This is a genomic window from Aureimonas ureilytica DSM 18598 = NBRC 106430, assembly GCF_000382705.1.
In the GTDB taxonomy this organism is placed as follows: Bacteria; Pseudomonadota; Alphaproteobacteria; order Rhizobiales; family Rhizobiaceae; genus Aureimonas; species Aureimonas ureilytica.
Genome location: NZ_ARQE01000003.1, coordinates 164,246 through 184,391, shown reverse-complemented (window position 1 = coordinate 184,391; position 20,146 = coordinate 164,246). Strand labels below are relative to the sequence as shown.

The 20,146-nt window shown below is 67.4% G+C and carries 14 protein-coding genes; 10 read left to right on the top strand and 4 right to left on the bottom strand.

The annotated features are described in order from the left end of the window. Positions 1–388: 388 nt before the first annotated feature. The 6 genes from B146_RS0108090 to B146_RS0108065 all read left to right on the top strand — a co-directional run bounded on the left by B146_RS0108090 (position 389) and on the right by B146_RS0108065 (position 7,391). Positions 389–1,408 carry a TerC family protein gene (locus tag B146_RS0108090; protein ID WP_244498185.1) on the top strand — a complete coding sequence of 340 codons (1,020 nt, stop codon included), beginning with the start codon at positions 389–391 and terminating at the stop codon, positions 1,406–1,408. Positions 1,409–1,709: 301 nt separating this feature from the next. Further along, positions 1,710–2,825, top strand: a complete 1,116-nt coding sequence (locus tag B146_RS0108085) for an ABC transporter substrate-binding protein (protein WP_019995923.1) — start codon at positions 1,710–1,712, stop codon at positions 2,823–2,825. 234 nt (positions 2,826–3,059) lie between these two features. Further along, on the top strand, positions 3,060–3,899 hold the full coding sequence (locus tag B146_RS0108080) for an ABC transporter permease (protein ID WP_407638545.1): 840 nt from the start codon (positions 3,060–3,062) through the stop codon (positions 3,897–3,899). After that, positions 3,896–4,720: an ABC transporter permease gene (locus B146_RS0108075; protein ID WP_019995921.1), complete on the top strand. Its 825-nt coding sequence runs from the start codon at positions 3,896–3,898 to the stop codon at positions 4,718–4,720. The genes B146_RS0108080 and B146_RS0108075 overlap by 4 nt, the downstream gene beginning before the upstream one ends. Further along, complete coding sequence (locus tag B146_RS0108070) at positions 4,717–5,844, top strand: ABC transporter ATP-binding protein (RefSeq protein WP_019995920.1); 1,128 nt, start codon at positions 4,717–4,719, stop codon at positions 5,842–5,844. The genes B146_RS0108075 and B146_RS0108070 overlap by 4 nt, the downstream gene beginning before the upstream one ends. A 92-nt stretch (positions 5,845–5,936) precedes the next feature. Next, complete coding sequence (locus B146_RS0108065) at positions 5,937–7,391, top strand: alkaline phosphatase D family protein (protein WP_019995919.1); 1,455 nt, start codon at positions 5,937–5,939, stop codon at positions 7,389–7,391. 58 nt (positions 7,392–7,449) lie between these two features. On the opposite strand, the gene B146_RS25430 is transcribed toward B146_RS0108065, so the two are convergent. Both B146_RS25430 and B146_RS0108055 read right to left on the bottom strand, forming a co-directional pair. Next, positions 7,450–8,079: an RBBP9/YdeN family alpha/beta hydrolase gene (locus B146_RS25430; RefSeq protein ID WP_081630955.1), complete on the bottom strand. Its 630-nt coding sequence runs from the start codon at positions 8,077–8,079 to the stop codon at positions 7,450–7,452. 178 nt (positions 8,080–8,257) lie between these two features. Further along, positions 8,258–10,030, bottom strand: coding sequence for an SLC13 family permease (locus B146_RS0108055; protein ID WP_019995917.1), 1,773 nt, complete (start codon positions 10,028–10,030; stop codon positions 8,258–8,260). 184 nt (positions 10,031–10,214) lie between these two features. On the opposite strand from B146_RS0108055, the gene B146_RS27645 reads away from it, so the two are divergent. Genes B146_RS27645 through B146_RS0108040 form a run of 3 tightly spaced genes read left to right on the top strand, consistent with a single transcriptional unit; the run spans position 10,215 to position 14,500 of the window. Further along, positions 10,215–13,523, top strand: coding sequence for a response regulator (locus B146_RS27645; RefSeq protein WP_162141933.1), 3,309 nt, complete (start codon positions 10,215–10,217; stop codon positions 13,521–13,523). Then, positions 13,520–13,906, top strand: coding sequence for a response regulator (locus tag B146_RS0108045; protein ID WP_019995915.1), 387 nt, complete (start codon positions 13,520–13,522; stop codon positions 13,904–13,906). Before B146_RS27645 ends, B146_RS0108045 begins: the two co-directional genes overlap by 4 nt. Beyond that, positions 13,907–14,500, top strand: a complete 594-nt coding sequence (locus B146_RS0108040; protein ID WP_019995914.1) for a DUF533 domain-containing protein — start codon at positions 13,907–13,909, stop codon at positions 14,498–14,500. Here B146_RS0108040 and B146_RS0108035 read toward each other — a convergent pair. Beyond that, entirely contained in the window at positions 14,478–14,906 is a 429-nt protein-coding gene (locus B146_RS0108035) for a CBS domain-containing protein (protein WP_019995913.1), read from the bottom strand. The genes B146_RS0108040 and B146_RS0108035 overlap by 23 nt on opposite strands. A 133-nt stretch (positions 14,907–15,039) precedes the next feature. Between B146_RS0108035 and glgX the strand changes: the two genes are divergently transcribed. Then, the gene (gene glgX / locus B146_RS0108030) at positions 15,040–17,313 is read left to right on the top strand and encodes a glycogen debranching protein GlgX (protein ID WP_051091531.1); all 2,274 of its coding nucleotides are present in this window, start codon (positions 15,040–15,042) and stop codon (positions 17,311–17,313) included. A gap of 442 nt (positions 17,314–17,755) precedes the next feature. On the opposite strand, the gene B146_RS25420 is transcribed toward glgX, so the two are convergent. Further along, the gene (locus tag B146_RS25420; RefSeq protein ID WP_019995911.1) at positions 17,756–19,732 is read right to left on the bottom strand and encodes an AI-2E family transporter; all 1,977 of its coding nucleotides are present in this window, start codon (positions 19,730–19,732) and stop codon (positions 17,756–17,758) included. Between the last annotated feature and the right edge of the window lie 414 nt (positions 19,733–20,146).

The window sequence follows — 20,146 nt, the reverse complement described above, 5'->3', positions numbered from 1 at the left end:
CGGGCTGATGAAGCGGCCACCGCGCCGCTTCAAGTTCTTATCAAGCCCTTGTGATAAGTCGGCCTGACAATGCAGTCGTTTTCGGCGCGAAACCCGTATTTCTCCACGTTTCAAGCGATTTGATCTGCGCCGGGCCGCCGACGCTCCTGCGCTCTTCCTTCCACATCGCCTCGAAATCCGTTCGGGCGTGGTTGCGCTGCCAGAAAAACAACACACCTATCCGCCGCATCGCGGCGCGGGGACATGTGCGATGGGGCAGCCCATGCGGGTCGCCAGACACGACCGCCGGCAGCCCGCACGGAATGCAATGCAACATGCGGACGAGTCGTCCGCCGCCAAGGAGGGATAGTTGGACCAGACGATATCAAATGCCGCGGCGGAAACCGCGGTGACAGGCTTGTCGCCGGACGTCGTGCCGACCTGGGTATGGCTCGCGACGATCGCCGGCATCGCCGCGCTCTTCGTCTTCGACTTCCTGACCCATGTGCGCAAGCCGCACGAGCCGACCTTCAAGGAATCGGCCCTGTGGTCGACCTTCTATGTGGGCCTCGCGCTTCTCTTCGGCTGGGGCGTCTGGCACTTCTGGGACCGCCAGCACGGCATCGAGTATTTCGCCGGCTTCGTGACCGAGAAGTCGCTCTCGGTCGACAATCTCTTCGTGTTCGTCATCATCATGAAGAGCTTCCTCGTGCCGCGCGCCTACCAGCAGAAGGCGCTGCTCATCGGCATCGTGATCGCGCTGATCATGCGCGGCATCTTCATCGCGCTGGGCGCGGCGGCCATCGAGCGCTTCTCCTGGGTGTTCTACATCTTCGGCCTCTTCCTTCTGTGGACGGCGTGGAAGCTCATCGTCGAGAGCATGAAGCACCAGAAGTCGACCGACGAGGAATACGAGCCGAACGCGATCGTGAAGTATTTCCAGCGTCATCTGCCGACCACCGACGACTATCGGGGCAACCAGCTCTGGGTCATCGAGAACGGCAAGCGCCTCTTCACGCCCATGTTCATCGTGATCCTGGCGCTCGGCATGACCGACCTCCTGTTCGCGCTGGACTCGATCCCCGCGATCTACGGCCTGACGGACGCGCCCTACATCGTCTTCACCGCCAACGCCTTCGCGCTGCTCGGCCTCCTGCAGCTCTACTTCCTGATCGGCGGCCTTCTGGATCGCCTCGTCTATCTCGGCATCGGCCTGTCGCTGATTCTCGCCTTCATCGGCCTGAAGCTCATCGTCCATGCCGTCGAAGCCAACACGCTGCCCTTCCTGAATGGCGGCGAGCCGATCGAGGTCCCGGGCTGGATGCATATCGAGATCGAGCAGTCGCTCATGGTGATCATCGGCATCCTGATCGTCACCACCGTGGCGAGCCTCCTGAAGAGCCGTTCGGACGCCAAGAAGGGGCTCTGACGCTTCGGGCTCCTCGTTCCAGGATCAAGGAAAGGCCGGCTTGAAGCCGGCCTTTTTCGTTGGAAGCCTTCCTTCGCTCCGGGGAAAAGCAGGAGAGCCTGTTCTTTTCCCTTGCTTGGCTTTCGGGAAGCCGCTCACATGACGGGGCTGGGAGAGCCGGATTGAAAGGCCGTTCGGGTGACAACGAACTGTCATGTGGACGTGCTAGCGGCTCGCCATGGGCCGATGGCTCAAAGGGTTCGAGCCGCGCCACGCGGCGATGGGGCAAGCCGCTCGCGCGGCGACGAGGAAGAGGGCTGACATGATCCGAGCTTTGAACCAGGGCGTTTCCGTTCTCGCGGTCGCGGCCTTCGCTGTCGGCGCGATCGCGCCCGCCGCGCACGCGCAGTCGATGGACGAACTGGTGGCGGCGGCCAAGAAGGAAGGCCAGCTCACCACGATCGCGCTGCCGCACGACTGGTGCAACTACGGCGAGATGATTTCCGGCTTCAAGGCCAAGTACGGGCTCGAGGTCAACGAGCTGAACCCCGACGCGGGCTCGGCCGACGAGATCGAGGCCATCAAGGCCAACAAGGGCAATACCGGTCCGCAGGCGCCCGACGTGATCGACGTCGGTCTCTCCTTCGGCCCGCAGGCCAAGGCCGACCAGCTGATCCAGCCCTACAAGGTCGCGACCTGGGCCGAGATTCCCGACGATGCCAAGGACGCCGAGGGCTACTGGTACGGCGACTATTACGGCGTCCTCACCTTCGAGGTGAACAAGGACATCGTGAAGGAGGCCCCGCAGGACTGGGCCGACCTCCTGAAGTCCGACTATGCCAATTCCGTCGCGCTCGCGGGCGATCCGCGAGCCTCCGCCCAGGCGATCCAGGCGGTCTACGCCGCCGGTCTCTCGGCCAAGCCGAACGGCACTGCCGCCGAGATCGCCGATGCCGGTCTCGACTTCTTCAAGCAGTTGAACGCCGCCGGCAATTTCGTGCCGGTCATCGGCAAGCCGGCCTCGCTCGCGCAGGGCACGACGCCGATCATGATCCGCTGGGACTACAACGCCCTGCAGGGTCGCGACACGCTGAACGGCAATCCGGAAGTCGAGGTCGTCGTGCCCAAGACCGGCGTCGTCGCCGGCGTCTACGTCCAGGCGATCAGTGCCTACGCGCCGCATCCGAACGCCGCCAAGCTCTGGATGGAATATATCTATTCCGACGAGGGGCAGCTGAACTACCTCAAGGGCTACTGCCACCCGATCCGCTTCAACGAGATGGCCAAGGCCGGCAAGATCCCGAAGGATCTGCTCGATCGCCTGCCGCCCGCCGCCTCCTACGAAGCGGCCAAGTTCCCCTCGCTGGACGACCAGAACGCCGCCAAGGCCGAGATCACCACCAAGTGGGATCAGGTCGTGGGCGCCAAGGTTCAGTAAGGCGCTTTCGGCAAAGGCCGCCCGCGACGGCGGCCTTTTTCGATCCGGCCGGGCGGGTCTCGCCCGGCCTCTTGTTCGAACCGGACGGCCCTCCCGCCCTGGCCTCGCGGCCCGGGCGGCGTGGGGCCGTATCGACGATTGGGTGAGGTGGCCTTGTCAGCGAGCGTCGCAATTCTTGGCGAAACGGACGGCGAGGCCGGAACGGCCGGCCCACGGGCGAAGCGCCGCGCGCGCCTGTCCCTGACCTGGCTCGGCGTCGTTCCGTTCCTCGCCTTCGCGCTTCTGTTCCTGGTCGGGCCGACGCTCTACCTCGTGATCGGAGCCTTCCAGACCCCGGACGGCGCCTTCACGCTCGCCAATCTCGGCGCGCTGTTCCAGCCGCAGATTCTCGCCGCCTATTGGATCTCGATCCGCATCAGCCTCGCCTCGGCCGGGCTCGGCGCCCTGATCGGCTTCTTCGTGGCCTATGCGATCGTGCATGGCGGCCTGCCGGCCTGGGTGCGCTCCAGCACCATGACCTTCTCGGGCGTCGCCTCCAATTTCGCGGGCATCCCGCTCGCCTTCGCCTTTCTGGCGACGGTCGGTCGTCTCGGCCTCGTCACCTGGTTCCTGAACGAGGCCTTCGGCGTCAACATCTACCGGATGGGCTTCAACCTTCTCAGCTTCTGGGGCCTGACGCTGACCTATCTCTATTTCCAGATCCCGCTGATGGTGCTGATCATCGCCCCGGCGCTGGACGGATTGAAGCGCGAATGGCGCGAGGCCTCCTCGATTCTCGGCGCCTCCAACTGGCAATATTGGCGCATGATCGGCCTGCCGGTGCTCTTCCCGAGCCTTCTCGGCTGCTTTCTCCTGCTCTTCGCCAACGCCTTCGGCGCCATCGCCACGGCCTATGCGCTGACCGGCTCCTCGCTCAACATCGTGCCGATCCTCCTCTACGCGCAGATCCGGGGCGACGTTCTCTACAATCCCAATCTCGGCTATGCGTTGGCCTTCGGCATGATCGTCATCACCGGCTGCTCCAATCTCCTCTATATCTGGCTGCGCTCGCGCGCCGAGCGGTGGCTGAAATGAAGCCGCCCCGGATCGCCTCCATCGTCATCGTCGCGCTGGCCGCGCTTTATTTCCTCTTGCCGCTCTGGGCGACCTTCCACTTCTCGCTGACCATGGTGCGCGGCACCTGGAGCTTCGAGGCCTACCGCGTCGTCTTCGCCGACCAGCGCTTCACGGACACGTTCCTGTTCTCCACCGTGTCGGCGCTCGCGACCATCCTTCTCGGCGCGTGCCTCGTGGTGCCCACCGCCTATTGGGTGCGCCTCAAGCTGCCGCGCCTGCGCCCGCTCGTGGAATTCATCACGCTCCTGCCGCTGGTGATCCCGCCGATCGTCCTCGTGTTCGGCTATCTGAGGCTCTACAATTCCTCGTCCTGGCTGCCCTTCACCGCCACGGTCTCGGGCACCAACCTCCTTCTCGTCTTCGGATACACGGTTCTGGCGCTGCCCTACATGTACCGCGCCGTGGACACCGGGCTTCAGGCCATCGATATCCGCACCCTGACGGAAGCGGCCGAGAGTCTCGGCGCCAAGCGCGGCGCGATCCTCTGGAACGTCATCCTGCCCAACGTGCGGCCGGCGATCCTGTCAGGCGCCTTCCTGACCTTCGCCATCGTGATCGGCGAATTCGTCCTGGCGAGCCTCCTGAACCGCCCGGCCTTCGGCCCTTACCTGCAGAATGTCGGCGCCAACCGCGCCTATGAGCCGGCGGCGCTCGCGGTCATCTCCTTCCTCGTGACCTGGGCCTGCATGGTTCTCCTGCAGGTCGTCGGCGGCCGCGGCCCCGGTCGGCCGCGCTCCCGCCTGTTTTCCCTTCCCTCGCGCAAACGAGCCACGCCATGAGCTTTCTGACGATCGAAGGGGTCCGCAAGAGCTTCAACGGCACGCCGGTCCTGCGCGAGTTCGACCTCGGCGTGGAGCGCGGCGAATTCGTCTCCTTTCTCGGCCCTTCCGGCTGCGGCAAGACCACGATGCTGCGCATCGTCGCCGGCTTCGAGACCCCGAGCGCGGGGCGCGTGCGCATCGACGGCGAGGACGTGACCGACACGCCGCCCAATGCCCGGCGCATCGGCATGGTGTTTCAGGCCTATGCGCTCTTTCCCAACATGACGGTCGGCGACAATGTCGCCTTCGGCCTGAAGATCGCCGGGGTGAAGAAGGCCGAGATGGCGGCGCGCGTGGACGAGATGCTCGGCCTCATCAAGCTGCCGCATCTGAAGGACCGCTACCCCTACCAGCTTTCCGGCGGCCAGCAGCAGCGCGTGGCGCTCGCCCGCGCCATCGCCCCGCGTCCGCGCGTGCTTCTCCTCGACGAACCGCTTTCGGCGCTCGACGCCAAGATCCGTGTGTCGCTGCGCGAGGAAATCCGCGAGTTGCAGCGGAGCTTAGGCATCACCACGATCTTCGTGACGCATGACCAGGAAGAGGCCCTGTCCATGTCGGACCGGATCGTGGTCATGAGCGAGGGGCGGATGGAGCAGGTCGGCACGCCCTTCGAAATCTACAATCGCCCGCGCACGCGCTTCGTCGCCTCCTTCGTCGGCACGCTCGGCCTTCTGGAAGGCGAAGCGGCGCATGGCGACCGGGTGATCGTCGCGGGCCAGGAAATCCAGGCCGAAACGCCGGGCGCCCAGCCCGGCAGCGCGGTGACGCTGGCGCTGCGCCCCGAGGCGCTGTCGCTCCACGCCAGCCCCGACCGGCGCAACCGGCTCGACGGCGAGATCGTGGATGTCGCGTTTCTCGGCTCGGTGGTGCGCATCCGCGCCCGCTTCGGCCGCAACGAGCTTCTGATCGACACGTTCAACGACCCCGCCGCGCCGCCAAGGCCGCGCGGCGAGCGGCTCAGCGTCTTCTTCTCGCCCGACGACGTGCAATGTCTGGACGCCGCGACCGGCACCAGCCACCGCCCGCTTCCGGGCAGCGCCGGCCGCACGCTCGCCTCCACGCGCCTCACGCCGACCGCCTGAGCCCGCGCGTTCCACGCCGGCCCTTGCAACGCCGCGCGGACGCCCGACATGTGGAGCCGGCAAAAGAGCCGGCAGGTCGGAAAGGGCGTCGATTGACGGAACAGGACGCAGAAACGACGCTCGCGGCGGGGCCGATCCTGTTCGCGCGCGGGGCGGACGACAGCGTCTGCCGCATGGCCGTGGTCGTGGTGACGCGCGCGGGCGCCCCGGCGCCCTTGGTCGCGGTCGAGGACGGCGTGGCGGGCGGGCCGCAATGCCTCGCCCGGCTGTTCGATCACGCGGTCTGGCGCGTCGATCTTCGCTTTCCCGTTCGCTCCACTGCACACTATGTCGTGAACGGCCGGCGCTTTGATGTGGCCACCGATCTGCGCGGCGACCTCGCCATCGCCTTCGTGTCCTGCAACGGGCAGGAGAATGGCGACGAGGCGCGCACGCACGAGGACCGCGACGTCATGTGGCGCCGGCTCGAGGCCGAGCACGCGCGCCGCCCCTTCGCGCTGCTTCTCCATGGCGGCGACCAGCTCTATGCCGACGAGGCCATCCAGTCCCATCCGGAGGTCGCGCGCTGGGAGGAACTGGAGAACGACGAGAAGCCCTCCGTCGCCTGGACCGGCGAGATGGAAGAGGCGGTGCGGTCCTATTTCTTTCGCCGCTATCTCGATCTCCTGCGCCAGCCGGCGGCCGCCCATCTCTTCGCGCGCGTGCCCTCGCTGATGATCTGGGACGACCACGACATTTTCGACGGCTGGGGCAGCCACCCGCCGGGGCTGCAGGACAGCGCCGTGGCGCTCGGCCTCTTCGCGGCGGCGCGCGAGATGTTTCTTCTCTTCCAGCTCGGCGCGGCGGAGGGCCATCTGCCCGACACCTGCGCCGATCCGACCGGGCGGAGCTTCACGCAAGGCGCGCATTTCCCCGGCCTCACGGTTCTCCTGCCCGACCTTCGCTCCGAGCGCCGGCCCGACCGGGTGATGGGCGAGCGGGGCTGGGCCGGCTTCGAACGTCTCCTCGGCGAAGCGCCGGACGGCGCGCGGCGCATCGTCGTGTCCAGCGTCCCGGCGCTCGGGCCGCGCCTCAGCCTCGTGGAAGCGCTGCTCGATTTCTATCCGCGCCCGCAGCAATACGAGGACGACCTGCGCGACCAGTGGCAGAGCCGCGCGCATCGGCCCGAATGGCGGCGCTTCCTTGCGGCGCTGGAGAGCGAGGCGGTGGACCGCGCTTCGCCGGTCACGGTGATCTCGGGGGAAATCCATCTGGCGACGCGCGGCACGATGGACCTGCGCGGCGGGGCGGTGCTGCACCAGCTCGTCGCCTCCGGCATCACCCATCCCAAGCCCCCGCGCGCCATGGCGATCGGGCTCGGCCTTCTCTCGCGGCTCGGCGAATCGCCGCTCAAAGGACGGCGCATCCGCCTGCGCGCGCTGCCGGGGCAGGGCGCGGTCTACACGGCCGATCGCAACTATCTGGTGATGGAGCGCCGCGCCGGCGCCTGGCACGCCGCCTGGGAGCTGGAAGAGCACGGACGCACGCCCGCACTCGCCCTCGACTGACGGGCGCTCCTGGAGCCGGAGACGAAGCCTCCGACCCCGCGATGTCCGTCTTCGCCTTTCAGTTGCCCGAGGCCATGTTGACGCCGAAGGAGAAGATCGGCGCATGGGCGACGGCCGAGAGATGCGGCGCGGCCGCGGCCGGCCCGCCGCGTTCCCACCCATTGGCGAGGTCGCGCGCCAGCGTCTCGCCCTCCGGCCAGCGCCCGTAGCCGCTCGCCGGGTTGATATGGCCGGCCTTGCCGAGATCGATGAAGCCCGAGCCCCAGGCCTGCGCGAAGGAGCGGGCGGTGGGCAGGGTCATGAACGGATCGTCGCGCGAGGCGACCACCACCGACGGGAAGGGCAGGGGCGCGCGCGGGATCGGCGCGAAGGACAGGAAGCGCGGATCGTTGCGGGCCATGCGCGCGGAATCCGCCGGCGCGACGAGCAGCGCGCCGGCCACGTGCTCGGCCGAGGGGCGCGAGGCCAGATGCGCCACCAGCACCGCGCCGAGACTATGGGCGACGAGCACCGCGCCCGGCGCGGCGGCGAGATGCGCTTCGAGCGTGTGCAGCCATTCGGTCAGGATCGGGTTTTCCCAATCCTCCTGCTCCACCAGAAGCGCGTCGGGATCGCTTTCGGCGAGGTGGCGCTGCCAATGTCCGTTTTCGGAGCCGCGCCAGCCGGGAACGACGAGGATGCGAGCCATGGTTGCGTTCTCCTTGGCGGGCGCCCGAAGCGGAGCGCCCGTTTCCATGGAGGGAAATCTAGCGGGCCGGTGTGCTTTTCTGAAACAAACCCATGCTGAATCCACGGCTTGGCGCGAACGCCGGTTCTCCGAAACGGCGGGATGGCGCGATCAACAGGCCACCCGGCCACCCGGCCGATCAGACCGTGACCGGCCAGAAGAAGGCGACGAGCGGCACGCCGACGAAGAGCACGATCAGCGAAAGCGGCAGGCCGAGCCGCCAGTAGTCGCCGAAGCGATAGCCGCCGGGCGCCATGACGATCGTGTTGCACTGGTGGCCGATGGGCGTCAGGAAATCGCAGGCCGCGCCGAGCGCCACCGCCATCAGGAACGGATCGGGATTGAGGCCGAGCCGCTGGGCGAGACTGCCGGCGATCGGCCCGAGCATCAGAACCGTCGCCGCGTTGTTGAGGAACGGCGTGACGGCCATGGCGAGCAGCGTCACCATGAAGAGCGAGGTGAGCGGCGACAGGCCGTGCAGCGCCGACGACAGCCAGCCGGCGATGAGATCGGTGCCGCCCGTCGTCTGGATCGCCTCCGACAGCGGGATCAGCGCGGCGAGAAGCACGATCACCGAGGCTTCCACCGTGCCATAGGCTTCGTGCATGCTCATGACGCGCAGGAGAAGCAGCACCACCGCCGCGCCGAAGAAAGCCGCAACCGCGCTGACGAGGCCCGTCGCCGTCAAGAGCATCGCGCAGGCCAGGATGCCGAGCGGAATGAAGGAGCGCCGGCTGCGGCCGAGCACGATGGAGCGCTCGGCGAGCGGCAGGATCTTCAGGGCGCCGAGCGCCTCCGGCACGGTCTCGCTCGTGCCCTTGAGCACGAGAACGTCGCCCTCGCGCAGGCGCACGGACGAGAGATGCTGGCGGATTTCGGTGCCCGCGCGGCTGACGGCGAGGATCGTGACGCCATGCGCCGATTCCAGCGAAAGCTTGCCGATGCGCGAGCCGACGATGGGCGATTGCGGCGTGACGACGCCTTCCACCACGCTTTCGCTTTCGATGTCGCCGGCCTGCGTCGTCGGCTCGCCGACGAGGCGCAGTCCGGCCCGCGCGACGGCGCGCTCGATCCCCTCCGGCTCGCCGACGAGAAGAAGATCGTCCTCCTCGCGGATCAGGAGCGCCGGGGTCGGTTCCAGCCGGCGGAAGCGCTCGCGGATCACCGTGCGCACGGCGATGTCGCCGTCGGCGGCCGCTTCCAGATCGGCCACCGTGCGCCCAGCGAAGCTCGACCCCTCGGGCACCCGCGCTTCGGCCGTGTAGGCGTCCAGCGCGAAGGCCTCGCCCATCGCCCCGCCGGGCTTGCGCTTGGGGATGAGGTTGGAGGCAAGGCACAGAAACAGGAAGCCGACGGCCACGACGCCGAGGCCCACCGGCGCGTAGTCGAACATGGTGAAGGGCTGGCCCGTCATGTCCTGGCGGATCTTCGAGACGATGATGTTGGGCGAGGTGCCGACCAGGGTCACGAGGCCGCCGATCAGCGAGCCGAAGGCCATGGGCATGAGTAGCTGCGAGATCGACGTGCCGCTCTTGCGCGAGACCTGCGCGGCCACGGGCATGAACATGGCGAGCGCGCCGACGTTCTTGGTGAACATGGCGAGCAGCGTCACGGCTCCGACCAGCACCATGACCTGCCGCTGCGGCGTCTTCATGAAGGGCATGAGCGGGCGCATGATGTCTTCCACCACGCCCGAGCGCGCGATGGCGGCGCTGACGAGGAGCGCGGCCACGACGATCACCACGACGTCGTCGGAAAAGCCCGAAAAGGCCGCCTTGACCGGCACGATGCCCGTTACGACGCCGGCCAGAAGCCCGGCGAGAGCGATCAGATCGTAGGGCAGCCGACCCCAGACGAAGCCGGCGACGGTCAAGCCGACAAGTCCGAACGCGAGGGCCTGGTCAAAGGTCATGAAGGGCTCGTGACGAAAAGGCCTCCGACGCGGTGCGGAGGCTGAACGAAAGGGGGGCTCGAGCGTTTTGTGCCCGTTGTGCGGGCAGTGGCCCGCGCCCGGGGGACGCATGGTGATGAAGAATGGCGCCGGAAGCGCATCCGACAATGAGGCGGAGCGCAAAGACAACGGCGGAATGGGGCGCATGGGGCTACTTGCCGCGCTGCTCCTGGTTTTGGCGATCGCGGCCTTCGGCTGGACGGTCTGGCAGTCGCGCCAGCGCGATGCGCATATCGAGGCCAACACCGAGATCGGCACGCAGACGGAGCGCTTCCTGTCGATGATCGTGACGCTCGAGACGTCCTCGCGCGGCTTCGTGCTGGGCGGCACGGAAGTGTTTCTGGAGCCCTATCGTCTCGCCGAAGCGGGGCTCGACGCGCAGCTCAACCGCATGGCACAGAACTGGGAAGCGGCGGGGGCCGATCCCTCGCGCCTGCAGACCCTGCGCGACCTGACCGCCGCCGAGCGCACCTTCGAGGCGGAGGTCGTGCGCCTGCGCACCGAAGCCGGGTTCGAGCCGGCGGCCGAACTGGTGCGCTCCGATCGCGGCCGTGAGATCATGGACGAGATCCGCGCCGAAGTCGCGACCGTCCAGCGCAACGCCCAGATGCGCGTCGATCAGGCCATGGCGGCGGGGCGGCGCACCGACCTCATCTCCAACCTCGCCTTTCTCCTCGCCGTCGCCTCCGCCGCCTCGCTCGCGCTTCTGGCCTTCCGCCGGCAGCTGGAAGGGCGGCGCCATGCCGACCTCCTGAACTCGGTGATCCGCAACGCGCCGATCGGCACCGCCTTCGTGTCGCGCGATCTGAAGCTCAGCCGCATGAACGAGGCGTTTCGCGATGCCTTCGGCGAAAGCGGCCGCAAGCCGCGCTCGGGCGACGAGGCGCTCGGCCTGTTTCCGAGCGAGCAGAAGCGCCTCGCCCGGCTCTTCGACGAGACGCTGCGGCGCGGCGCGATCCACAATGACGTGGAGCTGCGCTCAAGCGAAGGCGAGGACGAGCGCGTCTTCCTGGCGAGCCTCTACCCGCTGCGCGCCGAAGGGCGCCGCGCGACCTCCGAGATCGTCGGGGCCGGCATCGCGCTCGTCAACGCCACCAAGCGCATCCGCGCCGAAGCCGAGCTCGCCGCGTCCGAAAGCCGGTTCCGCTCGCTCATCGAGGCGACCTCGGCCATCGTCTGGTCGGCGCCGAACTCGGGCCGCTTCAGTGGCGAACAGCCCGGCTGGGCGCATTTCACCGGGCAGAGCGAGGCGCAATACAGCGATTTCGGCTGGGTCGAAGCGCTCCATCCCGACGATCGCCAGCGCTCGGCCGAAGCCTGGAAGGCTGCGGTCGATACGAAGGAAGTCTACAAGATCGAGCACCGGATCCGACGTGCCGATGGCGAATGGCGCGACATGATCGCCCGCGCCGTGCCGATCCTCGGGCCCGACGGCGAGCTTCTCGAATGGATCGGCACCCACACCGACATCACCGACCAGAAGCGCACGGCGGCCGAGCTCGGCGAAACCAACGAGCAGTTCCGCGCGATCGCCGACAACATCCCCCAGTTCGCCTGGACCGCGACGCCGAACGGCGAGATCTATTGGTACAACCAGCGCTGGTTCGACTACACGGGCTCCAACATGGAGGAGATGAAGGGGCTCGGCTGGATGAAGGTCCACCATCCCGACCATCTCGAACGGGTGCGCGAAGGGCTCGCCAAGCGCTTCTCGGAAGGCCAGCCGTGGGAGGACACGTTCCCGCTTCGCGCGGCCGACGGCTCCTACCGCTGGTTCCTCAGTCAGGCCATCCCGATCCGCGACGAAAAGGGCGTCATCCGCCGCTGGTTCGGAACCAACACCGATGTCACCAACCAGCGCGCGGCCGAAGAGGAACTCGCCGCCGCCAAGGAAAGCGCCGAGAACGCCAACCGCGCCAAGTCGCAGTTCATCGCCAATATGAGCCACGAGCTGCGCACGCCGCTCTCGGCCGTCATCGGCTATGCCGAAATGCTGGAAGAGGAGGTCGAGGACCTCGGCGAAACGCATCTCCTGGCCGATCTCAAGAAGATCGAGGGCAATGCGCGCCATCTCCTCAGCCTGATCAACGACGTGCTCGACCTCTCGAAGATCGAGGCCGAGCGCATGGACATCTATGCCGAGAGCTTCGAGGTGGCCTCCGTCCTCGACGACGTGGCCTCCACGGTCGGCTCGCTGGTCGCCAAGAAGTCGAACCGGCTGGAACTGAAGCTCGACGGCGATCTCGGCGCGATGCACACCGATCAGGTGAAGCTGCGCCAGTGCCTCATCAATCTCCTGTCCAACGCCTCGAAATTCACCGAGAACGGCACGATCACGCTCCATGCGACCCGCTCGGAAGGCGACGGGCGCGACTGGCTGACCTTCGAGGTAAGCGATACCGGCATCGGCATGACGCATGAGCAGGTCGGCCGTCTGTTCGAGCGCTTCACGCAGGCCGACAGTTCCACCACCCGCAAGTTCGGCGGCACGGGGTTGGGCCTTGCCATCACGCGCGCCTTCTGCCGCCTCCTCGGCGGCGATATCGGCGTGCGCTCGGAGGAAGGGCAGGGTACGACCTTCACGATCCGCATTCCCGCCGAGGTGGAAACGCCGCCCGAAGTCGAGGGCGTCGAGGCGCCGGTGACGATCGGCGAGGCGACGCCGCACGGCGCGGCGGGGCTGGTGCTCGCGATCGACGACGATCCGCATGCGCGCGAACTCATGATGCGCTTCCTCACCAAGGAAGGCTTCGCCGTGCGCACGGCGGCCGACGGGTTGAGCGGACTGGAGCTCGCCCGCATGGTGAAGCCCGACGTCATCCTTCTCGACGTGACCATGCCCAAGATGGACGGCTGGACCGTTCTGACCGAGCTGAAGGCCGACCCGGACCTTTCCGAGATTCCGGTCATCATGATCACCATCATCGACGAGCACAGTCTCGGCTTCGCCCTCGGCGCCTCGGACTATCTCCTGAAGCCCGTGGAATGGAGCCGGCTGAAATCGGTGATGGGCCGCTATCGGACACCCGACAATTCGCTGGTGCTCGCGGTGGATGACGACGAGGACGCGCTTCAGCGCACCGCGACGCTTCTGGAGCGCGAGGGGCTCGACGTCGTCACGGCGGTGAACGGGCAGGAGGGGCTGGAGCGCGTCGCCGTCCAGAAGCCCGGCCTCATCCTTCTCGACCTCGTCATGCCCGTCATGGACGGGTTCGGCTTCCTCAACGCGCTGCGCTCGCGCGAGGAATGGCGCGACATTCCCGTGCTGGTTCTGACCTCGAAGGACCTGACGCGCGAGGAGTTCGAACGCCTTCAGGGCCAGACCCAGCGCATTCTCATGAAGGGAGACGTGGACCTTCGGGAGCTTGCGGGCCAGATCCGCGTTATGACTCGCAAGCATACGAACGAAACACCGTCCTCCGGGCCGGCAACTGAATTGGAGGGCGTCCGATGACCCGCATCCTGCTGGTGGAAGACCACGAAGAGATCTGGGATTTCCTGTCGCGCCGCCTGCAACGCCGGGGCTACGAAGTCATCCTCGCCCATGACGGGCAGGACGGCGTGGACAAGACCAAGGTCGCCGCGCCCGACATCGTGCTGCTCGACATGAACCTGCCCGTTCTCGACGGCTGGACGGCGGCGCGCACGATCCGCGCCGACCCGTCCATCCCGCGCATTCCCATCATCGCGCTGACGGCCCATGCCATGTCGGGCGATCGCGAGAAGACGCTGGCGGCGGGCTGCGACGACTATCACGCCAAGCCGGTCGACTTCTCGCGGCTTCTCGGCCAGATCGAGGCGCTGCTTCCGGCCGCGACCGAGCAGGCGGCGCAGTAAATGGGCTTCGAGTGGCTTTGGCGCTTCGCCGGCCGCGCGGCCGGCCCGCGCGACGGGCAAGGCTTGGCGCTGGACATGATCCTGCCGGGGGCGTCGATGGACGCCGCCGGGGCCGCGTCCTCGACGACGCGCCCCATGCGCCGCCAGCGCGAGGCGACGTTGAAGGTGCTGTCCAGCAAGCTTCTCGGCGCTCATCTCGCCAATCGTCACCAGATTTCCTATCCGCTGACGATCGATTTCCGCAGTCTGCCCGAGGACGACCGCGCCTTTCTCCTGGAGGTCGCGGGCGCGGCGGCGCTGGCGGGCGGGGGCGGCGAGCCGGCGCTGGAGGCGGCCACGGAGCGCCTGCGGCGGCACGGCGCGGACGAGGCTTCGATCCAGCGCTTGCGGGAGGCCGCCGCCGCGCCGCCGTCGGTGAACGCCATCGTGGCCCGGGCTCTGGCCGGCGACCGCGCGGCCCATGCCTATGCGGTGTCGCTTCTGGCCGTCGGCACGCGGCAGGCGGCGGGGCAGCTTTATCTCACCTATCTCGCCGCCCGGCTCGGCCTGTCTCAGGAAATCGTCGGAAGCATCAACCGGCGGTATCGCGACTGATCTCGGCAAGGCCCTGTTGCACGATCTGCGAATCCAGAAGCAGCTTGCGCGACAGGTCCGCCAGCGTCACCCAGCCGACCACCTTGCCGCTTTCGCCGCGCACCGCCAGACGGCGCACATGGTTGGCGGCCATCAGGTCCATCGCGGTCTGGAGGTCGTCGCCCTCGCGGCAGGCGATGACGGGCGAGGAGAGAATGTCGCGCGCCTCGACCTGCGCCGGGTGCAGGCCGCGCGCCACCACGCGGTAGAGAATGTCGCGATCGGTGACGACGCCGAGCAGTTCCTCGTCGGAGCCGATCGGCAGAGCGCCGACATCGAGATCGCCCATCATGACGGCGAGTTCGGAGGCCGGGTCGCCGGGCGCGGCATATTCGACATGCCGGGTCATGACGGCTGCGATCTTCATGGGTGCGTCCTTCTCGCGTGTCTGCCGCGCGTCAACGCGGCAAGGCCCCCAAAGTTCGGCGGGAACCAAAGAGGCGTCTTGCGTCTTATCTCGCTCGCAGTCTTCCTCCTGACGCGAGTATTCGCCCGTGAACATCCAAAACACGACGGCTTCCCTGCTGAAGAGCCTTCCGCGCGCCAGTCGCGGCGGCACGCGGGTCGAGGCCGGCCGGCCCTTCCCCCGTGGCGCGACCTGGGATGGGTTCGGCGTCAACTTCGCTCTGTTCTCGGCCAACGCGACGAAAGTCGAGCTTTGCATCTTCGACGAGAAAGGCGAGCGCGAGATCGAGCGCATCGTCCTGCCCGAATATACGAACGAGGTGTTTCACGGCTATCTGCCGGACGCACGCCCCGGCCTGATCTACGGCTACCGCGTCCACGGCCCCTACGAGCCCGACGCCGGCCATCGCTTCAACCCCAACAAGCTGCTGCTCGATCCCTATGCCAAGCAGCATGTGGGCGAGCTGACATGGGACCACGCCCTGTTCGGCTACACGATCGGCCACAAGGACGGCGACCTGTCCTTCGACGAGCGCGACTCGGCGGCCTTCGTGCCCAAGAGCCAGGTCATCGACCCGGCCTTCACCTGGGGCACCGAAACGCGCCCGAACGTGCCTTGGGAGCGCACGATCTTCTACGAGACGCATGTGAAGGGCTTCACGCAGCGCCACCCGTCCGTTCCCGAGCGCGATCGCGGCAAGTTCTCTGGCCTCGCCCATCATGACGTCGTCAAATACATCAAGAGCATCGGCGTCACCTCGGTCGAGCTTCTGCCAATCCACGCCTTCGTGGACGACAGCTATCTCGTGGAGAAGGGCCTTCGGAACTTCTGGGGCTACAACACGCTCGGCTTCTTCGCGCCCGACCCGCGCTACATGTCGACGCCCTTCGTCAACGAATTCAAGGAGTTCGTCTCGACCTTCCACCATGCCGGGTTGGAAGTGATCCTCGACGTCGTCTACAACCACACGGCCGAAGGCAACGAGAACGGGCCGACGCTCTCCTTCAAGGGCATCGACAACGCCTCCTATTATCGCCTCCTGCCCGACAACAAGCGCTACTACATCAACGACACGGGCACCGGAAACACCGTCAACACCTCGCATCCGCGCGTCATGCAGCTCGTGATGGACAGCTTGCGCTACTGGGCGGGCGAGATGCATGTGGACGGGTTCCGCTTCGATCTCGCGACCATCCTGGCGCGCGAGCCGACCGGCTTCTCGGAGGAATCCTCCTTCCTCCACGCCACGATGCAGGACCCGCTGCTCGCGCGCACCAAGCTCATCGCCGAGCCCTGGGACTGCGGTCCGGGCGGCTATCAGGTCGGCCGCTTCCCGCCGGGCTGGGCCGAGTGGAACGACGGCTATCGCGACACGGTGCGCGCCTACTGGAAGGGCGACCAGGGCAAGATCCCGGCCATCGCCTCGAAGATTTCGGCCTCGGCCGACCTCTTCGACAAGCGCGGCCGCCGGCCCTGGGCCTCGGTGAACTTCATCACCGCCCATGACGGTTTCACGCTGCACGACACGGTCTGCTACAACGACAAGCACAACGAGGCGAATGGCGAGGACAATCGCGACGGCCATTCGCACAACCTGTCCTACAATTACGGCGCGGAAGGCCCGACCGAAGACAAGGCGATCAACGAGGTCCGCTTTCGCCAGCTTCGCAACTTCTTCTCCACGCTCCTCTTCTCGCGCGGCACGCCGATGATCCTGGCGGGCGACGAGTTCGCGCGCACGCAGGGCGGCAACAACAACGCCTATGCGCAGGACAACGAGATCGGCTGGGTCGACTGGAACGTGACGGAAGAGGGGGTCGAACTCGCCGAGTTCGTCCAGAAGCTCATCATGCTGCGCCAGTCGCTGCCGATGCTGCGCCGGGGCCGTTTCCTGCATGGCACGTTCGACGAGGAGATCGGCGCCAAGGATGTGACGTGGATGTCGCCGTCCGGCAACGAGATGCAGGATGCCGAATGGAACGACGCGGGCGCGCGCTGCTTCGGCGTGCTGCTCGACGGCCGCGCCCAGTCGGAAGGCATCAAGCGCCTCGGCTCCGACGCCACGATGCTGCTCGTCCTCAACGCGCATGACGACGTTGTGAACGTGAAGCTGCCCTCGGCGCCGGGCGGCAAGCGCTGGGCCTGCATCATCGACACCAACCTGCCCAATCGCGACGAACTCGTGCCCTTCGAATTCGGCACCGACTACATGGCGACGGGCCGCTCCTTCCTCGTCTTCCTTCTGGAGCCGGAAGATGGCGGCGCGGCCTCGGACGACGCGCATCAGGCCTTCGCCCATGTCGGCGAAGCCTTCCGCACCGCCGCGGTGGACCGGGTGCATTTCATCCGCCCCGAGGGGCAGGACTGAGGGCCGGGAGCTCCGGCTCGACGCCACGTGCACGGAACTGAACTGACGAGACCGCGCCTTCGGGCGCGGTCTTTTCGTTTGTGGAGATGGGAAAGCGTCCGAGCTGCGAGAGGCGGGCCGCGACCCGCGTCGCCACACAGCGTCGACCTTGCCTCGCTGCAAGGCTTGGCTTCGATGGCGGCTCACTCCCGCAGAACGCGCCTCGCGACGCCGGCGGCCAAAGAAAAGGCCCATCCGCGAGGATGGGCCTGATCGAGGCGTTGGGGAGAGGGGTTCGCGGCTTAGAGCCTGGGACAGAACCCTTCGGGTCGATCCGCCGGGTCTTTCCGTCCCCGATCATCGTTGCCGATGCTCGTCGATGCGCTGCATCGCCTCCGCTCGGCGCCTCGCCGGGAACGAAAATCCCTCGCCGGCTCTCCGCCGCAGGGTTCTGTCCCAGGCTCTAAAGCGCCACGGCGGAAGCTTCCGCCTCCACCCGGTTCGCAGGGACCGCCGGGGGCGGCGCGGGGCGAGGGGCGGGCGTCTGCACGCCGCGCTGGCCGGACATTTCGAGCGCGGCGGCGAGCGCCTTGTTCAGCGTCGTCACGAGAGCGTCGGCATGGACGCGGCGTTGCAGTTCCTGCAGCATGGCCGGGTCGCGCTGACGCCAGATGCCGATCATGATCCGGGCCTTGGGCGCGACGCGATGCACTTCGCGCACGGCCTGTCGCAGATGCACGGTGGAGAGCGGCTCGATGAAGGACAGGACCACCAGCGCCACGCCCTCGGCATCCTTGCGCGCGGGCGGGTTCTTGCGCAGCTCCGACAGGGAGATGTGGCGCGCGCCGAGCCCATGGCGTTCGAGCACCTGCACCAGCATCGTGGTGACGGCGGGGTCCAGCGCATTGTTGCCGGACAGGCAGACCACAGGCGTCGGGCCGCGCCATTCGGGAGCGAGGTCCTCCTTGCGCTGGACGATGCGTGTGACCTCCTGATCGGGGCCGACCGCGTCGACGGCGGCGGCGGCCTCGGCGGTCAGATGGGTCTTGCGGCGGCGGCGCGAGGGGCGCAGCGTCCCGACATCCTCGACGAGTTCCAAGGTCGCGGCGCGCAGCGTTTCCAGCCGCTCGCCCTTCACCGCGAAGCGCGCGACGTCCTCGTGCGCGATGCGCAGGCCCTCCAGCGCCACCTCGTCGTAATAGGTGGCGAGTTCGCGCTCGCGCAGGAATTCGCGGGCCTGATCGGCCGCTTCCTGCGGCGCGCCGGCGAGCATGCGCTGATAGAAGATCTGCGGCGGCGAAAGGGCCGGGCGGTCGCCGAACATCACGTCGATAAAGGCGAGGCGCGGCACGTGCCGGCCCATGACCACGAGGCAGATGGTGAGCGGCGTCGCCAGAATCAGGCCGACCGGCCCCCAGAGCAGCGCCCAGACGGTGGCCGCGAGCAGGATCGCGACCGGCGAAAGCCCGGTGGAATGGCCGTAGAGCACGGGCTCGACGACATTGCTGAGCAGCGCCTCGGCGCCGAGATAAAGAACCGCCGTCCAGATCACCATGGACCAGCCCGGGTCCACCGCGAAGGCCAGGAGCATGGGCAGGCCCGCGCCGATGAAGCCGCCGACATAGGGGATGAAGCGCAGGATGCCGCCGAGAATGCCCCAGAGAACAGGGCTCGGCACGCCGAGCAGCCAGAGGCCGAGCGCCGTCATCGCGCCGAAGGCGGCGTTGACGCCGAGCTGGAACAGGAGGAGCTTCGACAGGCGCTTGGCCGCGTCGTCGATCGCGGCGGTGGTCTGCTGGAGATCGTCCGTTCCGGCGAGGCGGATGAAGCGGTTTCGAAGGTCCTCGCGCTGGAGGAGGATGAAGATCGCGAAGATGATGACGACGCCAAAGGTCGCGATGGGCGACAGGAGCGGCAGGGCCACCGCGCTGATCGTCTGGAACAGGCTGCTGGAATCCTCCACCGTCACGAGAAGGGGCTTGGGTGCGTCGGCCGCGCCTTCGGCCGGGGCGGCGATGGTCTGGATGTCGGCGGCCATCTCCTCCAGCGCCACGGCGGCGCGGCTGAACGGGCCGCTTCCTTGCGACTGCGCCGATTCCGACAGGGAGCGCAGCTTGCCCTCGACCGTCGAGCGGTAGGACGGAATTTCGCCGACCAGCGCTGTCACCTGCGTCGCGATCAGGAAGCCGAGGCCGAGAATCACGACGGTGGCGACGAGGATCGCGCCGGAGATGGCGAGAATGCGCGGCACGCGGTGTCGCTGCAGCTTGATGACGATCGGGGCGAGGATGAAGGAGAGGAGAATTCCGAGCGCGAAGGGCACGAAGATTTCGCGCCCGAGATAGAGGATCGAGGACACGGCCAGGATCAGCACCGTGACCGCCAGTGCGGTGAACAGGGGCAGCGCGCGCCGAAGCATTTGCGAGGTGACGATATCCAAGGCAGCATCCTTCGGTCGCGCGAAACCGTTCGCAGCGTCAACCTCGCCGAATGCCGGAAACGGGGCGAGGTTCCTTGGCCGGCTCGAAAATCGCTCGGCAGCCTGCGATGCCTGCCATTCGGTGCGGCTCGCGCTCCTGTTAATCCGCTGAAAGCATGGCCCAGCGTCCCGTCTGGTGCCGGGCTGAGGGGGCGGGCTGTCGCGCTGGTCTCGATCGCCGGGAGCCGTCCCGATCTGCCGCTCGGATGGCAATGGCTCGGTGGATCGTGAGGGGGAAGGGCTCTGTCGTGGAGGCTGAGAACCTCTCTCTGTTTCCGACGAGGAAGCGACATCCCTCGGCATGCCCTGCCTGCGAAGCCCCGATCCTCCCCGGTCAGCCGGCCGTTCCGATGAAGGAAAGGCTTTCTTCACCAA

What these genes read in the sequence shown, in the direction of transcription:
- B146_RS0108085 (WP_019995923.1), top strand. Translation starts at nt 1,710, where the DNA reads ATGATCCGAGCTTTGAACCAGGGCGTTTCCGTTCTCGCGGTCGCGGCC.
- B146_RS0108075 (WP_019995921.1), top strand. Translation starts at nt 3,896, where the DNA reads ATGAAGCCGCCCCGGATCGCCTCCATCGTCATCGTCGCGCTGGCCGCG.
- B146_RS0108070 (WP_019995920.1), top strand. Translation starts at nt 4,717, where the DNA reads ATGAGCTTTCTGACGATCGAAGGGGTCCGCAAGAGCTTCAACGGCACG.
- B146_RS25430 (WP_081630955.1), bottom strand. Translation starts at nt 8,079, where the DNA reads ATGGCTCGCATCCTCGTCGTTCCCGGCTGGCGCGGCTCCGAAAACGGA.
- B146_RS0108055 (WP_019995917.1), bottom strand. Translation starts at nt 10,030, where the DNA reads ATGACCTTTGACCAGGCCCTCGCGTTCGGACTTGTCGGCTTGACCGTC.
- B146_RS27645 (WP_162141933.1), top strand. Translation starts at nt 10,215, where the DNA reads ATGGGGCTACTTGCCGCGCTGCTCCTGGTTTTGGCGATCGCGGCCTTC.
- B146_RS0108045 (WP_019995915.1), top strand. Translation starts at nt 13,520, where the DNA reads ATGACCCGCATCCTGCTGGTGGAAGACCACGAAGAGATCTGGGATTTC.
- B146_RS0108040 (WP_019995914.1), top strand. Translation starts at nt 13,907, where the DNA reads ATGGGCTTCGAGTGGCTTTGGCGCTTCGCCGGCCGCGCGGCCGGCCCG.
- B146_RS0108035 (WP_019995913.1), bottom strand. Translation starts at nt 14,906, where the DNA reads ATGAAGATCGCAGCCGTCATGACCCGGCATGTCGAATATGCCGCGCCC.